General features: G+C 73.8%; 18 protein-coding genes. 10 read left to right on the forward strand and 8 right to left on the reverse strand.

Features of this window, described 5'->3' with window-relative positions; all coding sequences use genetic code 11:
- Positions 1 to 73 precede the first annotated feature (73 nt).
- The 5 genes from C569_RS0100595 to C569_RS0100615 all read left to right on the forward strand — a co-directional run bounded on the left by C569_RS0100595 (position 74) and on the right by C569_RS0100615 (position 6200).
- A complete protein-coding gene (locus C569_RS0100595; RefSeq protein WP_018783873.1) occupies positions 74 to 1246 on the forward strand; it encodes an acetyl-CoA carboxylase biotin carboxylase subunit family protein in 1173 nt (390 codons plus the stop codon).
- Positions 1246 to 2868 carry an IucA/IucC family protein gene (locus C569_RS0100600; RefSeq protein WP_018783874.1) on the forward strand — a complete coding sequence of 541 codons (1623 nt, stop codon included), beginning with the start codon at positions 1246 to 1248 and terminating at the stop codon, positions 2866 to 2868. Before C569_RS0100595 ends, C569_RS0100600 begins: the two co-directional genes overlap by 1 nt.
- Positions 2865 to 4460: an IucA/IucC family siderophore biosynthesis protein gene (locus C569_RS0100605; protein ID WP_018783875.1), complete on the forward strand. Its 1596-nt coding sequence runs from the start codon at positions 2865 to 2867 to the stop codon at positions 4458 to 4460. Before C569_RS0100600 ends, C569_RS0100605 begins: the two co-directional genes overlap by 4 nt.
- Positions 4457 to 5611 carry an alanine racemase gene (locus tag C569_RS0100610; protein ID WP_018783876.1) on the forward strand — a complete coding sequence of 385 codons (1155 nt, stop codon included), beginning with the start codon at positions 4457 to 4459 and terminating at the stop codon, positions 5609 to 5611. Before C569_RS0100605 ends, C569_RS0100610 begins: the two co-directional genes overlap by 4 nt.
- A gap of 256 nt (positions 5612 to 5867) precedes the next feature.
- Positions 5868 to 6200, forward strand: coding sequence for an archaellin/type IV pilin N-terminal domain-containing protein (locus C569_RS0100615; protein WP_231394676.1), 333 nt, complete (start codon positions 5868 to 5870; stop codon positions 6198 to 6200).
- 275 nt (positions 6201 to 6475) lie between these two features.
- On the opposite strand, the gene C569_RS0100620 is transcribed toward C569_RS0100615, so the two are convergent.
- Positions 6476 to 6832 carry a nuclear transport factor 2 family protein gene (locus tag C569_RS0100620; RefSeq protein ID WP_026267547.1) on the reverse strand — a complete coding sequence of 119 codons (357 nt, stop codon included), beginning with the start codon at positions 6830 to 6832 and terminating at the stop codon, positions 6476 to 6478.
- A gap of 152 nt (positions 6833 to 6984) precedes the next feature.
- Here C569_RS0100620 and C569_RS33955 point away from each other — a divergent pair, with 152 nt between their 5' ends.
- The 4 genes from C569_RS33955 (at position 6985) to C569_RS0100635 (ending at position 9091) form a co-directional block, all read left to right on the forward strand.
- Positions 6985 to 7410 (forward strand): hypothetical protein, encoded by a 426-nt coding sequence (locus C569_RS33955; protein WP_018783880.1) that lies wholly within the window; start codon positions 6985 to 6987, stop codon positions 7408 to 7410.
- Positions 7320 to 8024: a hypothetical protein gene (locus C569_RS29580; RefSeq protein WP_231394677.1), complete on the forward strand. Its 705-nt coding sequence runs from the start codon at positions 7320 to 7322 to the stop codon at positions 8022 to 8024. Before C569_RS33955 ends, C569_RS29580 begins: the two co-directional genes overlap by 91 nt.
- Before the next feature lie 74 nt (positions 8025 to 8098).
- The gene (locus tag C569_RS0100630) at positions 8099 to 8338 is read left to right on the forward strand and encodes a hypothetical protein (protein WP_018783882.1); all 240 of its coding nucleotides are present in this window, start codon (positions 8099 to 8101) and stop codon (positions 8336 to 8338) included.
- A 120-nt stretch (positions 8339 to 8458) separates the two neighbouring features.
- On the forward strand, positions 8459 to 9091 hold the full coding sequence (locus C569_RS0100635) for a M23 family metallopeptidase (protein WP_026267548.1): 633 nt from the start codon (positions 8459 to 8461) through the stop codon (positions 9089 to 9091).
- Positions 9092 to 9100: 9 nt separating this feature from the next.
- On the opposite strand, the gene C569_RS29585 is transcribed toward C569_RS0100635, so the two are convergent.
- The 3 genes from C569_RS29585 to C569_RS0100650 all read right to left on the reverse strand — a co-directional run bounded on the left by C569_RS29585 (position 9101) and on the right by C569_RS0100650 (position 12119).
- Positions 9101 to 9295, reverse strand: coding sequence for a DUF4260 family protein (locus C569_RS29585; RefSeq protein WP_018783884.1), 195 nt, complete (start codon positions 9293 to 9295; stop codon positions 9101 to 9103).
- A 74-nt stretch (positions 9296 to 9369) separates the two neighbouring features.
- A complete protein-coding gene (locus C569_RS0100645; RefSeq protein ID WP_018783885.1) occupies positions 9370 to 10854 on the reverse strand; it encodes a class I adenylate-forming enzyme family protein in 1485 nt (494 codons plus the stop codon).
- A 23-nt stretch (positions 10855 to 10877) separates the two neighbouring features.
- Positions 10878 to 12119, reverse strand: coding sequence for a hydroxymethylglutaryl-CoA synthase family protein (locus tag C569_RS0100650; protein ID WP_018783886.1), 1242 nt, complete (start codon positions 12117 to 12119; stop codon positions 10878 to 10880).
- 126 nt (positions 12120 to 12245) lie between these two features.
- Between C569_RS0100650 and C569_RS0100655 the strand changes: the two genes are divergently transcribed.
- The gene (locus tag C569_RS0100655) at positions 12246 to 12785 is read left to right on the forward strand and encodes a DUF1697 domain-containing protein (RefSeq protein ID WP_026267549.1); all 540 of its coding nucleotides are present in this window, start codon (positions 12246 to 12248) and stop codon (positions 12783 to 12785) included.
- Between the two features lie 11 nt (positions 12786 to 12796).
- Here C569_RS0100655 and C569_RS0100660 read toward each other — a convergent pair whose 3' ends face one another.
- From C569_RS0100660 to C569_RS0100675, 4 genes are all read right to left on the reverse strand, one after another.
- Entirely contained in the window at positions 12797 to 14077 is a 1281-nt protein-coding gene (locus C569_RS0100660; RefSeq protein WP_018783888.1) for a cation:proton antiporter, read from the reverse strand.
- Positions 14074 to 14835, reverse strand: a complete 762-nt coding sequence (locus tag C569_RS0100665) for a Crp/Fnr family transcriptional regulator (RefSeq protein ID WP_026267550.1) — start codon at positions 14833 to 14835, stop codon at positions 14074 to 14076. The genes C569_RS0100660 and C569_RS0100665 overlap by 4 nt, the downstream gene beginning before the upstream one ends.
- 555 nt (positions 14836 to 15390) lie before the next feature.
- Positions 15391 to 17616 carry an acyltransferase domain-containing protein gene (locus C569_RS0100670; RefSeq protein WP_304412559.1) on the reverse strand — a complete coding sequence of 742 codons (2226 nt, stop codon included), beginning with the start codon at positions 17614 to 17616 and terminating at the stop codon, positions 15391 to 15393.
- A 5-nt stretch (positions 17617 to 17621) separates the two neighbouring features.
- A complete protein-coding gene (locus tag C569_RS0100675) occupies positions 17622 to 18380 on the reverse strand; it encodes an enoyl-CoA hydratase-related protein (protein ID WP_018783891.1) in 759 nt (252 codons plus the stop codon).
- Between the last annotated feature and the right edge of the window lie 4 nt (positions 18381 to 18384).

An 18384-nucleotide genomic window follows, 5' to 3' on the forward strand; every position in this document is an offset into this window, starting at 1 on the left:
CACCGGTCAATCCTCAACGAAACAGCCATTTAGGGTAGGCTGGCCTAAATGGTCGATCGGTCGAGGAGGCTGGATGCGGCTCTACCTGACCGCGCTGAACCCCACCGACGCCGTCCTGGAGGGCTTCCTCCCGGCGGCGGACGCACTCGGCCTTCCGGCCACCGTGCTGACCGACCGGCCCGGCCAGTGGCCGGCCGGAGTCCCGGTGCGGCAGTGCGCGGTCCGCGACCCGGCCGCCATCATCGCGGCCGCCGCCGCCGAGCCGCCCGCCGCGCTGCTGTCGAACAGCGACCACCTCCAGGAGGCGACCGCTGTCGCTGCCGGCAAGCTCGGCCTGCCGGGCAAGGACCCGGAGGCGGCCCGGCGCTGCAAGGACAAGGCCGCCATGCGCCGCACCCTCGCCGCCGCCGGGTTGGACCCGGTCCGCGCGGTCACCGTCGACCCGGGCGCCACCCCGGTCGTCCCGGCCGACGTCTTCCCCGCCGTGCTCAAGCCCCGCGACGGTGTGGCCAGCGAGGACGCCTACCTGGTGACCGACCGGCGCGAGCTGGCCGCCCGGGTCACCGCGATCCGGCGACGGCGCCCGGAGGTGGCCCTCGTCGTCGAGGAGTACCTGGCCGGCGAGCTGCGCACCTACGACACGCTGGGCGACGGCGAATCGCTGGCGGTGCTGGGCGGCTGGCGCACCGGCCTCGGCCCGCCGCCGACCTTCACCGAGGTGAGCCTGGACTGGGCGCCCCCGCCCGCCGACCACGACGCCCGGATACGCGTCCTGCTCGACGCGCTCGGCGTCGGCTTCGGCGCCTGCCACACCGAGTACGTCGTGCGGCCGGACGGAATCCGGCTGATCGAGGTGAACGACCGGCTCATCGGTGACCGGATGGACCTGATCCTCACCGACCTGCTCGGGGCGCCGCTGTTCGCCGACGTCATCCGGCTGCACCTCGGCGAGCCACTGGCCGCGCTGGCCCGGCCCGGCCCGGCCGCGCCCGGCCGGCACGCCCGGGTCGAGTACGTCTGCGCCGACCGGTCCGGCCGGCTCACGGCGGCACCCGGACCCGTGGACACCGTCCGCGACGGCGTACGGCTCTCCTGCCGTCCGATGCGGGAGGTGGGCCGCGTCGCCGAGCGGACCGGCACCAACCGCGACTACCTGGCGGCGCTGCACGGCATCGGACCCGACCCCGATATCGTGCGGGCCGCGCTCACCGCGTTCCGGGACGGTCTGAGCTGGACGATCACCTGATGACCGACGACAGCGAGCGGCAGGTCTTCACCCGGGTGCTCGACGCGCTGCTGCGCGAGGACCACATCGGCCTGCTCCGGCGCGGCCGGCTCACCGGGACCGGCCGGTGGGAGGTGCCACACGCCGGTGGCCTGCTGCGCATCCCGGTCCGCGCCGACGGTTTCCAGGCGACGCTGCGCTGCGCCACCGCCACGCTCGACGTCCGCGACGCCGACGGCCGCGAACGCCGGGTGGACACCCTCGACGCTCTGCTCGCGGCACTCGCCCCGGTCGGCGACCCTGAGGCCGAGGCCGGCTGGCAGACGTTCACCGCCGAGTGCCACGCCGACCTGCGGGCCCGCCGGCTCGCCGCCCGGAACCGGGCGGCGGTGTTCGCCGCCGTGGCCGCGCAACGGGCGACCACGCCGGACGGAATGGCGGCGGCACTGCTCGACGACGTGCTCGCCGCGCACGCGGGGCATCCGGTGTACCCGACCGACCGGTGCCGGCACGGTCTCGACGACGACGACCTGCTCCGGTACGCCCCGGAGCACGCACCCCGGTTCGCGCTGCGCTGGCACGTCGCGCCCCGGGCAGCGGTGCGACTCACCGGTCCGCTGCCGGCGTGGTGGCCGTCCGCGGACCGGGCCGGCGAGGTGTTGCTGCCGGTGCACCCGCTCACCGCGGCGCGGCACGCGCTACCGGTGACCGACCGGCCGGCGGTGACCGTGCGGCCCACGCTCTCCATGCGTACGGTGGCGCTCGCAGACGACCCGTACACGCACCTGAAGCTACCGCTGCCCACCGCCACGCTGGGCGCACGCAACCGGCGCGGCCTGCGGCCGGGCACGCTGGCGGACGGCGCGGTGATGGCCGGGCTGCTCGACCGGATCGCCGCGGCCGAACCCGCCTTCGCGGGCCGGATCCGGCATGCCGACGAGCGCTTTTTCGGTCACGCCGGCGACGACGACCGGCGGGCCTTCCTGCTCCGCCGGTTCCCCCGGGATCCGGCCGGCACCCGGGTGGTGCCGGTGGCGGCCCTCGCCGCGCCGGACCCGGAATCCGGCACGGTGCTGGAGCGCATCGGCGGCGGACGTCCGCAGGCGGTGCTCGACGCCTACCTGGACCTACTGCTCGACTGGCACGTCTGCCTGTGGCTCCGGTACGGCGTGGCGCTGGAGGCCCACCCGCAGAACATCCACCTGGTCCTCGCGCCGGACGGGACGGTCGGCCTGCTCTACAAGGACGACGACGGCGCCCGCCTCGACCCGCGCCACCGTGGCGCCGTGACACTGCGGGACGCTCGGATGTGGGTGACTGGTCCGGGCGAACTGGCCGACGTGTTCGTCACCATCACCCTTCACCTGGCCGCCGCGGCGCCGCTGCTGGCGCTCGCCGCCCGCGGGGTGCCGGTGCCGGCTCCGGCCGCCGCGCTGACCCCGCGGCTCGTCGCGGCCCGGGACCGGTGGGGCGACGGGCCGGCGGTGCGGGAGTTCACCGAACGGGTGCTGCACGCCGAACGGCTGCCGGTCAAGGCGATGGTCACCGCCGGCACCCTGTTACCGAAGCAGCGGCTCGGATGCGCCGACGTGAACAAGTTCTACCGGCACACCGGTCCGAACTATCTGCGGGAGACGCGATGACGAGCACCGGCCTTCGCCCCCGGGCCGCCGGGCACACCCACCCGGCGGACCTGGCCACCGCCCACGCCGTGTTCGGCTGCCTGATCCGCGAGGTCGCCACCCCCGCCGGTGACGTCACCGTCACCGGCGACGTGGTGCAGGTCCAGCTGCCGTCCACCGGGGTGACGCTGCGCTGCACGGCGGCCCGGCTGTCCCCGGCCGGCACGCATCGCTACACCGGGCCGGTGCGCCACCGGCCCGACGGCGGCCCGTGGCGCGACCTGGACGCCGAAGGGCTGGCCGGGCTGGTCGCCGCGGAGCTGACCGCACGCACCGGGCACGACAATCCCGAGTTCCTCGACCAGGTGCGGGCCAGCCGGGACACGGTGGCCCTCCTGCTGGCCGGGCGGCCGGCCGCCGACCCCACGCCCACCGGCGACCCGGCCGTCGACGCCTACGTGGCGTCCGAGCAGTCGCTCGTCCTCGGCCACCCGCACCACCCCACACCCAAGTGGCGCAGCGGCGGCCCGGACGACTGGCGGGCGTACGCACCGGAACTGCGCACCGCGTTCCGGCTGCACTGGCTGGCCGTGCCGGACGACCTGGTGGCCGAGGCCGGTCCGGTGGATGAGACGCTGGCCGCCCTGGAACCCCCGTGCCCACCGGCCGGGCACCGGGTGCTGCCGGTGCATCCGTGGCAGCTGGCGCTGGTGCCGCCGACGCATCCCCGGGTGCGCCGGCTCGGCCCGGCCGGCGTGCCGGTACGCCCCACCGCGAGCGTCCGGACGCTCTACTCTCCCGACGCCGACCTGTTCGTCAAGACCAGCCTGCACGTGCGGATCACGAACTGCCTGCGGAAGAACGCCCGGTACGAGTTGACCTCCGCGGTCGCGCTGACCGGGCTGCTCGCCGGGATACCGCTGTCCGACGGCGTGTCGTTGCTCGCCGAACCCGCGTACCGGACCGTCGACGCGGCCGGCGCTGACGAGGCGTACGGGACGATCCTGCGCACCGGGCTGCGCGCCCATCTGCGACCCGGCCAGACGCCGGTGCTGGCGGCGGCGCTGGCCGGCGGGCCGCTGCCGGTGCCCGACCCGCTCGACTGGTGGCGGCGCTACGTCGGGCTGCTGGTGCCGGCCGTGCTGGGCGCGTGGCTGCGGCACGGCGTGGTGCACGAGCCGCACCTCCAGAACGTCGTCGTGGTGTGCGACGCCGACGGGCGCCCGGCGCGGATGCTGCTGCGCGATCTGGAGGGGGTGAAGCTGGACACCAGCCGGTGGGCGAGTTGGCCGCGGGGGTTGCCCCGGCAGGCCGGGTACGACGCCCGGCAGGCCCGCCGGCGCGTCCTCTACTGCCTGTTCGTGAACAACCTGGCCGGGATCAGCGGCGCGCTCGCCGACGCCCGGCCGGGCATCGAACCGGCCCTGTGGCGGGAGGTGCGGGACGTGGTCACCGACGTGACAGCCGCCCTGGACGAGCCGCCCGAGCTGCGCGCGCTGCTGGCCGGCGAGCACCTGGTGGCCAAGGCGAACCTGCTGGTGCGGTGGCGGCGTGACGCGGACCGGGCCGCGACGTTCGTGCCGGTGCCGAACCCCTTCGGCGGTCGCGGATGACCCGGCCGGTCTACGTCCACGACCTCGACGCGCTGGCCGGGCACGCCCGGGCGATCCGCGCCGCCCTGCCGCCACAGGCCGAGCTGCTGTACGCGGTGAAGGCGAACCCGGAGCCGGACGTGTTGCGTACCCTCGCTCCGGTCGTGGACGGGTTCGAGACCGCCAGCCGGGGCGAGCTGCGGCGCCTCGCCGAGGTGTTGCCCGGCCGCCCGGCTGCCGCGTACGCCGGTCCCGGCAAGACCGACGCGGACCTGGCCGCCGCGCTCGCCGCCGGGGTGGCGCGGATCCACGTGGAGTCCCCGGCCGAGCTGCGCCGCCTCGGCGCGCTGGCGGTCGCCGCCGGGGTGCCGGCGCGGGTGCTGCTGCGGGTGAACCTCCCGCTGGACGCGCCCGGGGCGAGTCTGGTGATGGGCGGGCGGCCCAGCCCGTTCGGGATGGACCCGGCCGACGCGATGGCCTGCGCCCGCCGCCCACCGGCCGGGGTCGACGTGCGTGGCGTGCACGTCCACCTGGCCAGCGGACTGGACGCGCCGCTCGCCGCCACGGTGGCGCGGGCCGTGGTCAGCTGGTCGGTCGCCGAGGTCGGCGCGCGGGAGGTGGACGTCGGCGGGGGCATGGCGGTCGACTACGCCGACCCGACGGCCCGGTTCGACTGGGCCGGCTACGGGCGGGCGCTGGCCGGCGTGTGCGACGCGTACCCGGGAGTGCGGATTCGCGTCGAGCCCGGCCGGTCGGTCACCGCCTACTGCGGCGCGTACCTGACCGAGGTGATCGACGTGAAGCGCTCCTACGGGGAGTGGTTCGCGGTGGTCGCGGGCGGCACCCACCACCTGCGTACCCCGGCGGCCAAGGGCCATGCGCAGCCGTTCACCGTGCACCGGCGCCACGGTGGTGACGGCCCGTGCACCGACGGGGGACCGGTGACCGTGGTCGGGCAGCTGTGCACCCCGAAGGACGTGCTGTCCCGTTCGACCGAGGCCGGTCCGGTGGGCGTCGGCGACGTGCTGGTCTTCGCCATGGCCGGTGCGTACGCCTGGAACATCAGCCACCGCGACTTCCTGCTGCACGAGCCGCCGGACTTCCGCACCGGCGACCCGTACCGCATCGCCGCCGAGTGGACGGCCGGCAGGGCCGGTCAGACCTCGCGGTAGCGCGCCACCAAACCGGCCGTATCGAGCCGGCACACGAGCCGCCGCGTCCCGGCGGCCATCGCGCCGACCATTCGCGGCCACCGCCGCGGCCACCGCCGCGATCCTCGGAGTCTTCGGGATCGTCTGGTTCGGCTGGGCGCAGGAGGCGCCGCCCAGGGCATGGCGTCCGTGGCTCGGCGTCGGCTCGGTGTTGTCCCTGGCCGCAGCGATCGTCGGCGGCATTGTCACCGCACGCACCTGGGGCGAGGGCAGCTCCGTGGACGAGAGGACGGGGCCGGTCTTCGGTGTGATCGTCCTGATCGCGGTGGTCCTCTGTGCCGCCGGCGCGATCTGGCTCCGGCGGGCCGGCCGCACGCCCCTGGTTCCGGCCTGGATCGCCCTGATCGTCGGCCTGCACTTCTTCCCTCTGGCACCACTTCTGAGGTATCCGGCCCTCGCGATCTGGGCCGCGCTGGTCACCCTGGTCGCGCTCGTCGGCGTCGCCGTCGCCCGGCGGTTCGACCTCGCTCCCAGCGCCGTCGTCGGTGCCGGCGCGGGCATGGCCCTCCTGGCCGGGGCGGCGACCGCGCTGGTGCACGCGCTCACCTAGGTGTACGGCCCAGGCGGGTCGGCTGAGGTCGTGTGACGGTACGACCGGTCGGGTGACCGGCCCGCATCCAATAGCCACCGCCTATTGACAAGCAGTGTTGACAACGGCGACCCCCGTTCGGCCGGACTGATCCTCAGCCGTTCACCGGCGGTGGCGGCGGCAACCCGGCCAGCAGTGCCGCCGAACCTGTCGCTGACCCCGGCCCCGAGTCGCCCCCGCCACCGGCAGGTAGACGAACCCGCCGACTCGTACATCACGCACGGCAGGTGAAGCGCTCACTGGACCGGAACGAAGGTGGCGGCCAACACCCGCCACGTGCCGTCCTCACGCACCCACAGCCGGGTGTAGCGCAACCGCGCGGACACGACGGCACCGCCCTGAACCGCATCGACCGCAGCGACCGTGCGGGTCACTCCGGTCTCACCGTCGTCCTGGACGTCGAGCGACTCCTCCACCAGGGCCGTGATCCGCAGGGCCCCCGAGCGGTAGCTCTCCAGGTCCTCCTCCTTGGTGAAGACCGTGCCGTCCGGTCCGGCACCCACGACCCGGGGGTGCAGAAGTGCGTCGAGAGACTCGACATCGGCGGTACGCTGAGCGGCCTGGAGCCGCCGTTCCGCAGCACGGAGATCCATTCACCGATCCTCTCCAGCGCCCCGCGACACGACAAGCGGGTTAGCTCGCGGCAGAACACCTCCACCGACGGCAACGCTCGCCCGGCTTCGACGGTCCGGTCGATCGGGCGGCGGTACGCACGCCGGCCCGCCGGCATCTACCATCCCTGATCATGATCCTGACCGTGTGGCGGCTGCTCACCCGCCAGATCGACATCAACCCGGCGCAGGACGACGCCGTGCTGCGCGAGGCGCGCACGCAGGCGCGGTACGGCTCCGACATCGGACCGGCCCGGAAGGCTCTGGCCGCCACCCGGGACGACTACGACCGCCGGGCACGGTACGTCCGTGTGCTGGCCGAGTCGACTGCTCGTGGGCTGGGATCCCGGGTCGACCGTACGACCGGTCGGGTCGACACCGACGCCGCCTGGACCGATGGTTGGGCCTCGCGCGCGCCCGCCGATCCGGACGCCCAGCTCGTCCGTGCCCGGTCCCTGATGGCGCGGGCGTGGGGGTGCGCGGCGGCGACTGGGCCGCCACCGTCCGTCCGGAGCAGTGGGCCGAGTTCCACCGCCTGCTGGACCTGGCCCGGCAGGTGAACGATCGGGCGATGCGGCTCGCGCCCGAGGACCCCACGCCGTGGGTGAACCGGCTGGACCTCATGATCGACGAGAGCGCGCCACTGGAGGACGTCGAGGAGACGTGGCGTGAGCTGACCAAGCGGGATCCCTGGCATCAGCAGGGCCACGTGCTCAGGCTCACCTACCACTGCCGGAAGTGGAGCGGCTCGCACGAGGCGATGTTCGGCTTCGCCCGCTCGGTCGCCGCCACGGCACCCGCGGGCTCACCGCTGCTCGTGCTGCCGGTGCGGGCCGCCGCCGAGTGGGCGCTGTGGGAGCAGGAGCGCGCATCCCCGGCCGGCACCGCCGATGAGATCAGCCGGCGGTGGCGAGAGGATCCGGTCATGCAGTCGGATCTCGACAACGCGCTGTCCCGGTGGTTCCACCAGCCGGCGACCAGACACGCCGACTGGCTCGACGACGCCAACTTCCTGGCGTACGGGCTGGTGCGCACCGGCCGCGACGCCGAGGCCGCGCCGGTGTTCGCGTCGATCGGCCGGTACACGACCAGCGTTCCGTGGTCCTGGTGGGGCCTCGGCCGCGGCGACACAGCCTTTCTCCGATCCCGTCGCCGCGCCCGCCGCGCCGCCTGACCGCCGGCGGTCCGGCTCCGCTGCTCGCCGGCCGGCGAGCCGACAATGTCGGAGCCCGTGGCTATCCTTTCGCGGTGTCGTTCGCCGATCTGAGTTCCGCCCAGTGGAACGATCTCTCCGACGGTGCTGCCGGCCGGATCGCCGAGGACATCGCCGCACGGCACGAGCTGACGGTGGTCGGCACGGGCGACAGGGCGTACGCGGAGCTCACCATCGCGACCGCGTTCCGCGACGAGGATTTCGGCCGGTGGTCCGCCTCCGACGAGGGGCACGCCGACGAGATCCTGACCCGGCCCGTCATCGAGTTGGGCTGAGCCCCGGTGTGCGCCGCCGGCTCGTCGCGCGTCGGTGGAGCGGCCCGGTCGGGCCGCGCCCGTAGCCGGCGACACGGAGCGGTCAGCCTGCCCACAGCGCCACCTGTCATGCTCGAGGCGATGACCACCGAGCGTCCCCATGGTTCCCGCCGCCCGCGCCGCCGCGCCCCGCGCGTCCTGCTGATCATCGCCGTGCTCGCCGCCGGTGCGGCGGTCGTGGTACCGCTGCTGTGGCCACCCGGCCCGCGACCGGACTTCCAGCTCCCGGTGGCCTGCGGCGAGACGTGGCGGCTGTCGACCTACCCGGGGCACGACGACTACGACGTCGACTTCTTCCCGACCTCCGGAAACGCGTGGGGACGGCCGGTGCTGGCCTCCGCCGACGGCACCGTCACGGTGGCGGGGATCAACGGTTCGCTGGGTGGCCGTACCCCGCAGGATCCGGACGGGCCGCGGGGCCGCGGCGGCGGTTACTGGGTCAAGATCGACCACGGCGGCAAGTGGGAGACGCAGTACCTGCATCTGCTCGAACCGCCGTCGGTGCAGGCCGGTCAGCGGGTGGCCCGGGGGGACCAGCTCGGACGGGTGGGCAGCACCGGGAACTCCGGCGCGCCGCACCTGCACTACGAGCAGCGCCGGGGCTGGGAGAAGGTGGAGGCGTACTTCGACGGCGTACCGTCCGGGATCACGTCCGACGACCGTGCGTACTCGGTGCGGCTGACGAGCGCGAACTGCCCGTCGGCCCGCCCGTGACCGGGGCCGTCAGCGTCCGTCGGCGGACGCGCCGGCACGCCGCGCCCTACCGATCCGGCCGAGGTGGGTGTGCTCGAACCCCCGAGTGGTCTTGAGGCCGTAACCCAGGGCACGATCGACGGCGATGTGGAGCGCCCACGCGACGGCCAGGACTCCGAGCCAGTCGATCCGGTCGCCGGATGCGGCCGCCGCCACTGCCACCACGCCGAGGCAGCGTGTACGAGTGCGCCACGTTTTGACATCCTCTCCGTCCTTCCGGGCCGGAGAGGATGTCGAGGTCAGCCGCCGAAACGTTGCCGCAACTGGTACTTCAGCACCTTGCCGGTGCCTCCCCGGGGCAGCGCGTCGAGGCGGTGGATGCGGGCGGGCACCTGGTGCGGCTCCAGCCGCTGCGCGAGGAACGCGGCGAGCGTCGCGTCGTCCAGGGCCGGGTCGGCCGCCACGACGGCGGCGACGACCTCGCCGTGCTCCGGGTCGGGCAGCGCGAGGACTGTGGCCTCGCGTACCGAGGGGTGGTCGTAGAGCGCGGCCTCGACCTCCAGTGACGACACGAGCTTCCCGTCGGTGGTGATGACGTCGGTCATCCGGTCGAACAGGAACAGCTCGCCGTCGGCGGTGGCGCGTCCGAGGTCACGGGTACGCGTCCATCCACCGGCGTGCACGCGGGCGTTGAGTGCCTGGTCGAGGTACAGCCGCTTGGGCGCCTCGCAGCGCAGCCACACCTCGCCGAGCTCGCCCGGCGGCAGCGGCTCGCCCTGCGGGTCGACGACACGCATCTCGGTGCCGCGTCCGGGGCGCCCCAGCCACATCGGCCGATCCGGGTCGACGTTGCCCAGGATGATCGCCGGCACCGCCTCGGACTGCGCGTACGCGTTGGCGATGGTGGCGTTCGGCATGGCCGCGAGGAGGTCGCGGGCGATGCGCGGCGGCATGATCGCCGACGCGTTGCCGATGGTCTTGACCGAGCTGAGGTCGTAGCGGTCCTGCGGGCGGATGGCGGCGAGCCGGATCGCGGTCCACGGCGTGAGGATGAGCGTCGCGCAGCCGTGCGTGGCGAGCAGGCGGGCGATCTCCTCCGGGTCGTCGGGGGAGCGCACGATCAGCGGGGACGGCGTCGTGGTGGCCAGCACCGCGACAGTCGTCGCGCTCGACGTGGTGCCCAGCGGCATCGGCGCGAGCAGCGGCGCGGGGTCGACCAGCTGCCCGAGGGCGGCGGACCCGCGCCCGTACGTCAGATTGCCGTGCGGGTTGGTGAACGGCTTGGCCGGGCCGGTGGTGCCGGAGGTGTAGAGAATGTCGGAGATGTCGTCGGGGGTGACGCCGGTGTCGATGTCGCCGGTGTCGCCCTGGTCGAGGTCCGCGACGACCACCGACCAGCGTCCGGCGTCGTCCCGCCACGGCGGCAGCGCCGCGCCGCGGATCACCCCGGCCACCGCGCACTGGTCGAACCGTCGGCGCAGCTCCACCGCCGGCATCGTGTCGTTCACGTGTACGGCGGTGGCCCCGGCCTTGAGTACGCCCAGGTAGGCGACGGCGTAGTCGATCCAGTCGTCGCCGCCGAACAGCAGCGCCACCCGGGCGCCCCGGCCGGTGCCGCCGAGCCGGTCGAGCACCGCGCGGGCGACGGCGTTCGAGCGCCGGTCCCAGTCCCGGTAGGTGATCGCCGTCTTGCCGCGGACGTTTATCGCCTCCTGCTCGGGCATCAGGCCGGTGCGGTGCCGGAGCAGGTCGGGCACGACGACCGCGGACGTGGGCACACTCATGGGTCCTCCCTCGGATGGTGCGCTCAACTCCACCGGTACACGCGGTGGAAGTCTTCGATCCGGTCGAGCAGCAGCAGGCCCCGGCCGGCCACGTGGCTGTCCAGCACGGAACGGTAGGGGGCGGTGTCCAGGACGGCGTCGCGGACACCGAAGGCACGGTCGGCGGTGTGCCGGTTCCAGTCGTCGAACTCGGCGACGGTGAGCCGGCGGCGTTCCTCGACGGCGCGGGCGAGCGGGCGGGCCGCGAGCCGGTCGGCGGCCCGCTCCGTGACGACTCCGCTGAAGAACTCGGACCCGCAGCCGGAGCCGTAGGAGAACAGGCCGATCCGGCGGGCCACTGTGAAGTCGGCGTGGTCGATCAGCGAGCAGAGCGCGAGGTAGAGCGAACCGGAGTAGAGGTTGCCGATCTGGCTCGTGTACGACAGCGACGGGGCCACCCGCGCCGCGAAGTCCCTGTCGATGTCGGCCGGTGGCATGCGCGTGGTCTTGCGCAGCAGCGTACGGTGGGCGCCCTTGACCATCCCGGCGAAGGGGATGTGGAAGACGAGGTGGTCGAACGTGGTGACGATGTCCGCGCCCTCGACCCGGTCCCGGTAGGCGGCGAAGCAACGCTCCAGACAGGTGAGGTAGGCGAGCAGGGACAGGTCGGAGTTCACCACGTCGACGTCCGGGCGGGGCCGTAGCGTGTCCATCACCTCCTGGGTGTGGTAACCGCTGGCGCCCAGGTCGAGCCGCAGCACGTCGGGCGTACGGCTGACCAGCATCGCGACCGCCCCGGCGCCCTCCGACGGCTCGAAGTAGCTGCCGGCCGCCGCGACGCCGGCGATGTCGGTGGCGACCACGAGCGCCCGCGCGTCCGGGGCCGGGCTCGCGGCGATGATCGCCGCCGCGCTCTGCAGGGCGGCGGTGCCGCCGTAGCAGGCGTGCTTGACCTCGAACGACCGGCAGCGCGGCGGCAGGCCGAGGAGGTCGTGGACGTAGGTGCTGATCGGTTTGCCGAAGTCCAGCCCCGACTCGGTGGCGACCACCACCAGTTCGATCGCCTCCCGCTGCTCCGGCGACAGCGCGTCGACCAGCGGGCGGGCGGCGTTGACCGCGTGGGTCACCTGGTCCTCGCACGGCAGGCTCACCGACCGGCTGCGCATCATCAGGTTCGGCAGCCGCGACGGGTCCAGGCCGCGCGCCTCGAACAGGCCGGGCACGTCGACGTACGCCCGCCCGGGGTAGACGTGGAGATCCTCGATGCCGACCGCCGTGGTGATCATCCTCGGTCCTCTCCTCTTCGTGGATCCCTCACCGTCGCGGTCCCTGACGTTGTACGACCGACGGCCGGGCGTGTCTGCTCAGAGTTGAGCGCCCGCGATCGGCCCGGCCGGTTACCATCCCGGGTCATGACGAGATACGTCGCTCTGTTGCGCGCGGTGAACATCGGTGGCGGTAGCTCGATGGTGATGACGGAGCTGAAAGAGGTCTTCGTCTCCTGCGGCTTCGACGGCGTGGCCACGTACATCCAGAGTGGCAACGTCGTGTTCGGCTGCCCGGAGACCGACGAGGTCGCGATCCTGGCCGAGATCGACAGGGGCATCAAGCAGCGGTGGGGCCGTGACGTGCCGGTGCTGCTGCGCAGCCTGGCCGAACTCGACGCGATGATCGCCGCCAACCCGTATCTCGACGTCCAGACGGATCACACGAAGCTGCTCGTCACGATGCTCGCCAGCGATCCCGGCGCGGACAAGCAGGCGGCGCTCGCCGCTCCGCCCGGCGAGACCGGCACGCTGACGTTGCTCGGCCGGGACGTGTTCGTGCACGTCCCCGACGGGTACGGGCGCAGCAAGCTCAGCAATGCCTTCGTGGAGAAGCGGACCGGCGTGGTCGGGACGACGCGCAACTGGCGCTCGGTGCTGAAGCTGCGCGACATGGCGGCGGCCTGACCGCGTACCCGTCATCGGGGGCTCACCACCGACGGGCCGGACACGGCCCCCGAGGCGCTGTCGCCGGCGTCGGCGGCCGGCCAGAACCGGTCCGCCGACGACAGCAGCGGACCGGTCAGAAGCGTGGTGACCAGCGCCATGATGAGCAGGGCGAGGAACAGCGGCGGGCTGAGGATGCCGGCCTGGAACGCGACCTGGAGCACGATGAGCTCGGTGAGCCCGCGCGTGTTCAGCAGGATGCCGATCCGGATGGCCTCCGCGGGCGAGCAGCCGCCGAGCCGGCTACCGAGATAGCCGCCGCCGATCTTTCCGGCCAGGCCGAGGACGAGGACGACGACCACCAGCGACCACGGCGTGCTGGCGACCGCGCCGGTCAGCGCGGTGAGCCCGGCGCTGACGAAGAAGATCGGTAGCAGCGACCGCCCGAGCCGCGACACGGCGGCGGTCGGCGCGTCCCAGGGCTCGCCGGGCGGCACCGCCAGGCCGACCAGGATCGCGCCGAACACCGCGGTCAGTCCGAGCTGGTGGACGCCGAAGCCGACCACGAGAGCCACCACGCCGAGCACGACGGCGCCGGCGGTGGGCCACCGGCCGCACCACAGTGCCGGCCGGCCGCGGCGCAGCACCCATCGGATCCCGCCGGCCAGCAGCAACGCTCCGGCGAGGACGGCCATCGCGCGCCCGAAGGTCGCCGGATCCCCGGCGCCCAGGCCGACGGCCAGGGACAGCAGCAGCCAGCCGACGACGTCGACGACCACGGCGGCGGCCAGCGCGAGGGCCCCGGCCGCCGTCTCCGCCAGGCCCCGCTCGGTGAGCAGCCGCGCCAGCACCGGTACGGCGGTGATGGACAGCGTGACCGCGACGCCCAGCACGAAGGCCGGCATCGGCGCGTCGCCGCGTACGGCCGGGCCGGCGACGAACTGGACCCACAGCGCGACGAGCACGCCGCAGACCAGCGCCGGAACGAGCGCCCCGGCGGTCACCCAGGCCAGCCTGCGGTCGTCGCGCGCCGGCCCGACCCGCAGCTCCCGCGCGAGGCCCACCAGGAAGAGCACGAGCGCGCCCTCGGCGACCAGGCGCAGGAGTGCGCGTACGTCCTCCGGCAGCACCGCCGCCAGCCCGTCGTGACCGGCGGACAGGACGATGGCCGGGCCGACGAGGAGACCGGCGACGATCTCCCCGATCACCGGCGGCTGCCGCAACAGCCGCGCCGTGGCGCGTCCGATCCCGCCGACGAGCAGCAGCGCCACGAGCAGGGCGGCTCCGTGCAGGAGGAGCAGGACGGTGCTCACGCGGACAGCTCGCGGTCGCCGCGCAGCAGGCGTGCGCCGTTCACCGGCCGGATCGGGTCGGCGCCCCACCGGACGGGCTCGTACTGGCCGCACTCCACGTAGCGGGTCAGCGCCGGTTCGTTGATCAGGAGATATCCGCCGGGCAGCTGATCCACCAGCTTCGCCGCGCGGAAGTGCTTGAGGAACAGCCCGACGCGGGACCGGGTGGTGCCGACCATGCTGGCCAGCTCCTCCTGGGTGATCTTCGCGTCGATCTGCATGCCGAGGTTGAGCCGCCGGCCCACCTTCCGGGCGAGTCGCAGCAGGGTCGCGGCCAGCCGGTGCTCGCTGTCCATGGTGACCAGTTGGGTGATGGCCTGCTGCTGGTCGAGCAGCTTGGCCATGAGGAACCGGGTGAAGTGCCAGTTGAGCTGCTCGTCGCTGCTGAGCAGGTCGAACAGCTTCGCCGAGTTGACTCTCCTGATCACACTGTCGCGCATGGCCCGGGCGGTGTCGTGGCGTGGCCCGCCGAGCAGGCCGAGTTCACCGAACATGTCGCCCCGCGTGTGAATCGACAGCAGGCACTGCTTGCCGTCGGCGGAGGACGCGATGGTCTTGAACTGACCGACCTCCACGAGGTACATCCGCAGATCGTGGTCGCCGGAGTTGTACGCGGCCCCGCCTCGCGGGACGTGTGTGCGGACGGCGAAAGTCGGGTCGTCCCGGATCAGCCGATGCAGCTCGTTACGCAAACTTGTGGTGGCGCCGGCGATTCGCAAGGAGGCCTCCTGGCACCCGATGTCGTGGCTCGGGCGTGTTGTCAGGTTCCTGATCGTTCGCTGGTGAAATGCGTGACGCTATCAATCGTTGACGGGGCAGCCGCAACACCGGCAAATAGTCTTTAGCCGGGTGTCGGCATTCTGTCTGAATTGCAATGCGGCCCGTGCCGGCCGTTCGTGCCGTTGGTTGCGCTCGGCAAGCCGTGCACCCTCCGATGTGGCGAGCCGCCCACGTTTCCCCAGGCAGAGACGTTTCTGATGGGCGGCATCATGACGCGGCCTGCGCTGTCCATCCATCCGCAGTGTCTGGTTTCTCCCGGGTTCGGCGCGCGTTCATCCAGTGAAGCAAATGCATGCAAGGGGCCTTTCGGAGGGCGCGGGTGAGGGGTGCGCACACCGCTTGATTGAGCGGTGTTAATGGCCGCCGTCATCGTAACTAATTGGGTGACAGGTGTCTACGCAGAGCAATGACCAGGCATTTTTCCACCTCCGTCCGGTTCGTAGCGGGTGATTGTCAGCGGAATGGGAGTCGGCTGGCCTTTTTAAGGATTTAGGTCAATTTGCCTCGCCGAGCAGCCGTTCGGTGACCAGCTCGGCGTGCCGGGCCCGCCAGCCGGCCAGCGGCTCCGCCGCGACCAGCCGGTTGAACGCCCCGACGTCGGTGGAGGCCGGCACCCGGTAGTTCAGCCGCTGACCCGCCGTGCCGCGCAGGGCCGCAGCGGTGGCCTCCCGGCAGTACGCGGCGCAGACCGACGCGAGCGCGCGCCGGTCGTCCCGCCCCGCGACGCCGAGATCGGCGCGCACCTCGTCCAGCGGACGGCCGAAGTGCGTCCGCTCCAACTCGGCCAGGCGCCGCGGACCGACGTCGGCCAGCCGGTCGTAGCGCAGGAACATCCGGTACAGCTCCTCGGCACGAGCCGCGAACAGCGTGCCCCGGTGCGCCACCGGAGACCGCGCGCCGAGCTCGAACAGGTCCGGATCGGGCGCCTCACGGACGTCGGTGACGTCGAGCGCGGCGAGCAGATCCTTCGCCGCGTCCGAGGTGGCCGCCTCGGCGGTGCACTGGTTCAGCGTCGTCGTGACGACGAAGTCGGCCCCGAGCGCGAAGGCGGCGGCGACGGCCGCCGGGGTGCCCACCCCGGCCACCCCGATCCGCGCCCCCGGCGCCTCCCGGTCGCGCAGAGCCACCAGGGCCGGCACCAGCGCGTGGGCGTCCCGTTCCACGGCCACGTCGGTGGCGACCGGTCCCCGAGCCGCCGCGACCGCCGACACGCCGTCCAGGTGCCCGGCGGCGGCCAGCGCCCGTACCGTCGCCGGGTCGGCGGGGCGCAGGAACCGGACCGCCGTGGCCAGGTCCGGGGCGCGGACCAGGAGCTGCCGGGGACCGTCGCCGTGCCGGAACCGCACGAGCTGCGGCGACACCACGGCGAGCGGACCGGTGACCTCCACATGGCGGACGTCGTGCGCGAGGTACAAATCGCACAGCGCCCGCTCGTCGCCGCCGGACGGCCAGGCCATGCCGTACCGGCGGACGCCGCGCAGTTCGGCCAGCGCGGCCCGGATCTCCGGCGGCGCCAGGCCCTGCGCGCCGAAGAAGCCGAGCAGCCCGGCCTCCGACAGCCGTCGCAGGAACGCCGGCGACGTGACGCCGAACGGCGACGACCCGGCCAGGCAGGCGTACCGGATGCCGTAGTCGGACCGCAGCCCGGACGAGCCCGGCGGGCGCGGACGCGACGCGGCGGCCGGCGGCGGCCCGGTAGTGGGACCGGGTGCCACCGACACGGACGGCGCTGCCACCGGAGGCGCGGCCGGCGCGGGCGGCGCGACGGCCGTGGCCGGTGCGACCGGCGAGAACGGTGCGGGCGGTGTGGCCGGGGTGGACGGCGCGGGCGGCGGAACAGGCGCGGCGAGGGCGAGCGGCCCGCCGGGGGCGGGCGGCGGCAGGCTCCCGGCGGCCCGGCGCCACATCTTGGTCAGCACCTCACCGGGACCGACCTCGACCGGCTCGGTGACCCCCGACCGCGCCAGCAGGCACATCGTGTCCCACCACCGGACCGGCTCGACGAAGTGCCGCAGCAGCGTGCCCCGGATCTCGCCCGGGACATGGGGCGAGGCGGTCACGTTGCTCACCACCGGGATCGACGGCGGTCCCGGCGCGACGTCGCGCAGGGCCACCGCGAACGCCTCCGCGGCACCGGCCATGAACCGCGAGTGCGCCGGGACGCTGACCGCCAGCGGCACGCACCGGCCGGTGCCGAGCCGCCGCACGGCGTCGACGACCGCGCGGACGCCCGCCGTGCCGCCGGCCAGCACGAACTGGTCGGGCAGGTTGTGGTTGGCGAGGTCGACGTCCGGGATCTCGGCCAGCAGCTCCGTCACCCGCGACAGCGGCAGGCCGAGCACCGCCACCATGCCACCGCCGGTCACGCTCTCCATCAGCCGCCCGCGGCGCACGACCAGGCTCAGCGCGCTGTCGAAGTCCAGACAGCCGGCGAGGTGCAGCGCGGCGTACTCGCCGAGGCTGTGCCCGGCCACCACCTCGGGTGGCGGACGGCCGTCCGCCAGCGCGGCTCGGGCGGCCAGCACGCTGACCAGGAACACGGCGGGCTGCACGTACCGGGTGCGGCCGAGGTACTCGCCCTCGGCGTCCCGGCACAGCCGCGCCGGCGGCACGCCGATGATCCGCTCGGCGGTGGCGCACTCGGCGGGGAACCGGTCCAGGAGCCCCTCGCCCATGCCGGGGTGCTGCGAGCCCTGCCCCGGGAAGACCCACGCGCGCACGGCGATCACCGTTCCCAGGGGTAGCGGCCGTGCGCGACGAACTCCGTGATCCGCTGCCGCACCGCGGGCGCCGACATCAGCCGCCCGAACTCGGTCACCGCGTGCTCGCGCAGCCGGTCGTCGACGCCGGAGAACGCCCGGAAGTACCGCTTGGCGTCGCCGACGACCACCGGGTCGAGGCGGTTGAGGCGGAACAGCAGCTGCCGCAGCACCGTCTCGGGACGCTCGGCGACCTCGTCGACGAGGTGGATCCGGTACGCCTCGGCCGCGGCGATCGTCTGCGTGCTCAACGTCGCGGCGTACGCCTTCTGGAACCCGACCCGCCGCACCAGGAACGGCAGCACGCAGCAGGGCAGCAACCCCCACAGCGCCTCCGGCAGCGCGAACGTGCTGCGGGCGGTGGCGTGCACGAAGTCGCTGGCGGCGACCAACCCGACACCACCGCCGGCGACCTGCCCGTCCACCTGCGCCACCACCACCCGCGGCATCGTGGTGAAGCGTTCCAGCAGGGCGAAGAACGCCGCGCCGCCGTCGGAGGCGCCACCGTCACCGGCGGCGCTCCGGAAGTCCATGCCGGTGCTGAACACGCCGTCCCGCCCGGCCAGGACCACCGCCCGGCAGGCGGCGTCGCCCTCGGCCTCGTCGAGCGCCGCGTGCAGTTCGCGCAGCGTCTCGTCGTCGATCCCGTTGCGCCGCTCCGGCCGGGCCAGCGTGACGCGCAACAGCCCGGGCTCACGCCGGAGCTCGATCGTGCGGTACGCCATCGGT

The sequence above is a fragment of the Micromonospora sp. CNB394 genome (genome assembly GCF_000374985.1).
Taxonomy (GTDB): domain Bacteria; phylum Actinomycetota; class Actinomycetes; order Mycobacteriales; family Micromonosporaceae; genus Micromonospora; species Micromonospora marina.